Raw genomic sequence first — 5,816 nt, forward strand, 5'->3', positions numbered from 1 at the left:
CATGCGCTGCTGCGCGGATCGCGCCCATTTCTTCATCACCATTCATTGGCGGGTAATGTAAAATCCGCAACAAGGTTTGTTGGCTTTGAGCAATCATGTCAGGTAATGGAATCGTATATTTAGCCGCAACGTCTGCTGGTGTATATTTTTCAATCCAGCTGAGTAATTCTGAGGCTAGGGTGTTGGCATGTTCATAATATGCAAGGATATTAGCTCTAAGTGAATCAGGAATACGGCCCCAAGGATACACGTGGTAATATTCTTTGATATCTTTTACATTGTTACCTTTGGCTGTTTCAGAAATCGATGCTGGAAAAAATCCATCGTGTGTTTCTGACTTAAACAAATAGTCATGTTTTTGTTCAGACAGGAAGAAGTTGTACCACTCTTTATAAATATCTTCGACAAGTTGTTTTTGAATAGGGTGATTCGATAATACCCCAAAACCAGTTTCACGAAGTGATTCAACAAAGCGCTCTGCGCTATCTGGTGCTAAGTAATCAATTGTATTTAGTTTCATTATATTTTCTTATTAGTGTGTTGACCCACTGCTAATGGTAACCTTAGTCACACTTTGTCGCAATTCTTTGCGTGTCTTCATGTTGTATTGGTTGAACTGATGCCACAGATCTCACGTATCATTTATTAATATCTGCGACAAACAACTCAATGAGAGCCGACAATGAATGATTTAACCGAATTTGAAAAATATGTTATTGAACAAAAAGGTACAGAACGTCCTTTCAGCGGTGAATATGTTGATCATGATGCTCAAGGCGTTTATTTATGTAAAAAGTGCCATGCACCTTTATACAACAGCGAACATAAGTTTAATGCGCATTGTGGCTGGCCAGCATTTGATGACGAAATTGAGGGCGCTGTAGCGCATACGCCTGATGCTGATGGTCATCGAACCGAAATCACCTGTGTACAATGTGGCGGTCATTTAGGCCATGTGTTTGAAGGCGAGCATTTAACTGATAATAATATTCGTCATTGTGTTAATTCTGTATCGATGATTTTTAAATCCCGTGATGAGTTAGCACAAGAAAGTTCGGCGACACCGTCTTACCAAAAGGCGACTTTTGGAGCTGGGTGCTTTTGGTGTGTTGAGGCTATTTTTGCTCAACTAAAAGGCGTGCACAGTGTTAAATCTGGTTATTGTGGCGGTGACGCTAAAGATGCAAATTATGACGCTGTGTGTTCTGGTAAAACCGCGCATGCAGAAGTGGTTCATATTGAATTTGACCCTGCTGTTATTCAATTTGACACCTTACTTAGCGTGCTATTTGAAAGCCACGATCCGACCACACTTAATCAACAGGGTAATGATAAAGGGCCACAGTATCGTTCGGCAATTTTTGTTCATAATAGTGAGCAAATTGATGTAGCCAACAAATTCATCAATACCTTAACTCAGCAGCAAGTATGGCCGAGGCCAATAGTGACTGAAATCAGCGCGTTTGATACTTTCTATCCCGCTGAAAGTTACCATGATGGTTACTTTGCCAAACACGGTGAGCAACCATATTGCCAACTTGTCGTGAAGCCCAAGTTTGATAAAGTGATGAGTAAATTTGCAGATAAACGTAAACTATAAACTGATTTTAGCTCTTGAGGGCTGAGTGGGATAAAAAAGAGGTGATTGAATATTCAATCACCTCTTTTTTTACAACGACCATTTAGTCTAATTTATCATCCGCCACTTTATAGTGAGGATCTTCAATAAGATTAACCTCAACAAGATCACGTGCTTTATGGAGTAGGGCTTTACAATCCTGGCTTAAATGACGTAAATGCAGGCGTTTTCCAGCTGCGACATAACGTTCAGCTAAGGTATCAATAGCCTCTAGCGCTGAATGATCTGCCACACGTGAATTTTGAAAATCAATAATCACATCCTGATTATCATTTTCAGCATCAAATAATTCAAGAAAGTTAGCAACTGAGCCAAAGAATAATGGCCCATTTAAGCGATATATTTTCCAGCCATTTGTGTCTTCACTTATCTCTACGTTGATGTGTTTTGCATGTTCCCATGCAAACACTAAGGCAGATACGATAACACCGACAAACACTGCAAAGGCCAGATCGGTAAACACGGTTACACTGGTCACTAATACGATGACAAATGCATCATGCTTAGGTACTTTGTTCATGAACTTGAAGCTGGCCCATTCAAAGGTACCAACCACCACAATGAACATCACTCCAACTAGTGCAGCCAGTGGGATAATTTCTATAAATGCAGAACCAAATAAAATAAATGTCAGTAATGCTAATGCAGCAGTGATGCCTGACAAGCGACCTCGGCCACCTGAGTTAATGTTGATCATTGATTGGCCAATCATCGCACAACCGCCCATCGCACCAAAGAAACCACTGGTGATATTACCTACACCTTGACCCACACATTCTTTATTACTTTGGCCACGAGTATTCGTCATTTCATCAATGACTGTTAGGGTTAACAATGACTCAATTAGACCGACCGCAGCTAAAATACAGGCGTAAGGTAAAATGATATAAAACGTTTCAAAATTAAATGGCACACTAGGAATTGAGAACGTAGGTAAATTACCCGCAATAGTTGCTGCGTCGTTACCGCTCATGGTTTTGAGAAAATCTAATACGTTACTCGTCTCTAAATTGAAACCAACAGCAATTGCGGTTACGGCTAAAATAGCGACTAAAGAAGAAGGTACTGCAGTGGTTAGTTTCGGTAAAAAGTGGATGATTGCCATGGTTAATACCACTAAACCTAGCATAATCATTAGAGGCTCTTGTGCCATCCAAATCATATTACCTGCAGCATCTTTGACTTTGAACTGGCCTAGTTGCGCTAAGAAAATCACTATAGCTAAACCATTAACAAAGCCAATCATTACAGGGTAAGGCACTATTCGGATAAATTTACCGAGTTTAAATACACCTGCTAAAATCTGAATCAGACCTGCTAACACGACAGCAGCAAACAAGTATTGTACACCGTGTTCAATCACTAACGACACCATGACTACAGCCATTGCACCTGTCGCGCCGGAAATCATACCTGGTCGCCCGCCAATTAATGCGGTGATCAAACCCATAATGAAGGCTGCGTATAGTCCAACCATAGGTTCTACATGGGCGACAAACGCGAAAGCAACCGCTTCTGGGATTAAGGCTAGCGCCACGGTTAATCCTGACAAAATATCGGCTTTACTACTACTTGTTTTATGGCGAATGAGATCGAACATTTAACCTCTGGTTTTAGTTTGTTAGTTAATCAAAAGGGTGGTTTTTAAATACAATTCAACTGTTGAATAGTGTCTGCGCCTGGATAAATTCAATGACGTTTTTTTGTTGAGTTTTTTCTATTAATCTTGTCAATAAAAAAGCCATGCTAAGCATGGCTTTATAAGTAATGGGGCGATTAGCCCCTTATTTAAGGTTACTCTCCAGGGCGAGTCATAACAGCAGATGCACTGTTATTTTTTGCTACTTTGGGAGTGTTACTTTCAGTTGCTTGGGCTTCATAAGTGCGCCCTTGAGGTACCGCTTTCTGTTCACGGACATCTACAGTTGGTTTAGTCATATCTGATGACACCATAGAGCCAAAGCGACTTGTTTTTACAGGTGCTTTGATCGATGGAGCAACTTCACTAGAAACCGTGGCTTCTATTGTCGTGGTGACTTCTTTTACAACTTCGGGTTTAGCTTGACGCACAATTGCAGCAGGCTTAGCCATTGGAGCTGATGCATTTGCCGCAACCGGTGCTTGTTTAGTTTCAACATCGACAGCCGTTTTAGCAACTTTTACTACAGCTTTAGTTTCAGAGACCTCAGGTGCTTTTACTTCTTGAGGTGCTTCCTTTTTCTCTACAGGAGTTTCTGTTATTTCAGCATTAACGGGTACCACAGTAGCTTTGTTAACTTCCGTATTCACAACTTCAACAGGCGTATTCACTACTTCAACTTGCGGAGTAACAGATTCAACAGGCGTATTAACGACTTCAGCAATAGTCTCAATAACAGGAGACAGCGCTAGGGTTTTACTAGCTTGTTCAGCGTCTAATTGCTTCTCTAGCTCTTCATTAGGTGTGAAAACTGCTGGTTGTGTAGATCCTGTTTCATCATCACGACGACGACGTTGACCCGCTGCACGTAAGTGGCGAGGGCTACGACGACTACGACGTTGACCTTCGCGGCCTTCAGCTTCGCTTTCTGGTGCAACATCTTCAGCACTGGTAATTGACTCATCAGTTACAGTGGCGACGTCAGCATTTGCAACTACCGTTTCATTGGCAGTATTAATATCAGCTTGAATTGGTTCAGCCTTAACTTCAACGATATTAGTTGTGTCAGTTTCAACTGATGCAGTATTCGTTTCAACTGGTGCAGTAACTGTAACATTTGTTGCTTCAGTCGCTTTTTCAGTATTCTCTTTACGAGTACGTGGAGCTCTTGTTTCTGATGTTTTTTCTTCAGAGTCTTTAGATGACTTTGAAACTTTTACCTCAGATGAAGCTACATCACTTGATTTATCATCAGCACTAATATCAGTAGCTGGTAATGTTTCATTTTGCTCATTTTCAATACGTACTTTACGACGCATATTACGGCGTTGGCGACGTTCACGAGCCGCTTCTTGTTTTGGAGACTTCTCTGCAATAACTTTAGTCTCTACTACATCGGTTTCATTGACTTGTAATGGCTTGTCAACTTTTTCAGCTCTTGGCTTGCTTTTGGCGTTGTCATCTTGAACTGTATTTCTGGTATTACGTTCATTACGCTTATTCTGAGGACGCGTTTCTGTGTTGTCTTTTGATTTTTCGCTGTCACTACGTTGACGACGACTATCGTTGCGACTTTCATTGCGTTTGTCATTACGGTTAGCGCTGTCGTTACGAGTGTCGTTACGACGGGTGTTACGACGAGTGTTTGTTTGAACCGCTTCTTTAGTTTGTACTGTTGCTTGGGGGGTCTTAACCTCTGCTTCAGTACCAGAAAATAATGCACTCACTGCCGACATTATTTTAGAAAAGAATCCTGGCTGATTAGAAGTTACAACAGGGACAACATTTATTGGTGTTGTTTTTACGTTATCTTCAGCGGTTTTTTGTGGCGCAGCGAAGCCTTTTAATGCAGGCTCTGGCGATGCTGCTCGTTCAAGTTTACGTGGTTCATACAATTTTGAAGCAGGCTGTTCAACACGTTTATAGCTAGATTCACTGACTTCCTCATCGCTTTTACGACGAACTACACGATACTCAGGTGTTTGCATGTGTGCATCTGGAATAATGTACACTTCAACTTGATGACGTTCTTCAGTAATACGTATCGCTTTACGTTTCTCGTTTAATAAGAACGCAGCAACATCAACCGGCACAATCGCTTCGATTTGTGTGGTGTTTTCTTTAATGGCTTCTTCTTCCATTAAACGTAAAATTGATAACGCTAAAGATTCGGTACTACGAATAGTGCCTTGACCATGACAGCGTGGACACAAATGTGCCGCGGACTCTTCAAGCGAAGGACGTAAACGTTGACGTGACATTTCCATTAAACCAAAGCGAGAAATACGGCCTAATTGGACACGAGCACGGTCATGATGTACTGCATCACGTAAACGGTTTTCTACTTCACGTTGATGACGCACTGGTGTCATGTCAATAAAGTCGATAACCACTAAACCGCCTAAGTCACGTAGACGTAATTGGCGAGCAATTTCATCCGCAGCTTCGAGGTTGGTATTAAGTGCTGTTTCTTCAATATCGCCGCCTTTAGTTGCACGGGCAGAGTTGATATCGATAGACGTTAACGCTTCTGTTGGG

General features: G+C 41.5%; 4 protein-coding genes. 1 reads left to right on the forward strand and 3 read right to left on the reverse strand.

The genetic code is table 11. The annotated features are described in order from the left end of the window. Positions 1-520: isopenicillin N synthase family oxygenase (locus H5202_RS17185; RefSeq protein ID WP_182773154.1), on the reverse strand; the 520-nt coding region annotated here is incomplete at its 3' end. A gap of 162 nt (positions 521-682) precedes the next feature. Here H5202_RS17185 and H5202_RS17190 point away from each other — a divergent pair. Next, positions 683-1,600: a bifunctional methionine sulfoxide reductase B/A protein gene (locus H5202_RS17190; RefSeq protein ID WP_182773155.1), complete on the forward strand. Its 918-nt coding sequence runs from the start codon at positions 683-685 to the stop codon at positions 1,598-1,600. 82 nt (positions 1,601-1,682) lie between these two features. Here H5202_RS17190 and H5202_RS17195 read toward each other — a convergent pair whose 3' ends face one another. Continuing rightward, positions 1,683-3,239, reverse strand: a complete 1,557-nt coding sequence (locus H5202_RS17195) for a SulP family inorganic anion transporter (RefSeq protein ID WP_182773156.1) — start codon at positions 3,237-3,239, stop codon at positions 1,683-1,685. A 194-nt stretch (positions 3,240-3,433) separates the two neighbouring features. Then, positions 3,434-5,816: ribonuclease E/G (locus H5202_RS17200; protein WP_182773157.1), on the reverse strand; the 2,383-nt coding region annotated here is incomplete at its 5' end.

Source organism: Shewanella sp. SG41-4, assembly GCF_014164505.1.
GTDB lineage: Bacteria > Pseudomonadota > Gammaproteobacteria > Enterobacterales > Shewanellaceae > Shewanella.

What these genes read in the sequence shown, in the direction of transcription:
- H5202_RS17195 (WP_182773156.1), bottom strand. Translation starts at nt 3,239, where the DNA reads ATGTTCGATCTCATTCGCCATAAAACAAGTAGTAGTAAAGCCGATATT.
- H5202_RS17190 (WP_182773155.1), top strand. Translation starts at nt 683, where the DNA reads ATGAATGATTTAACCGAATTTGAAAAATATGTTATTGAACAAAAAGGT.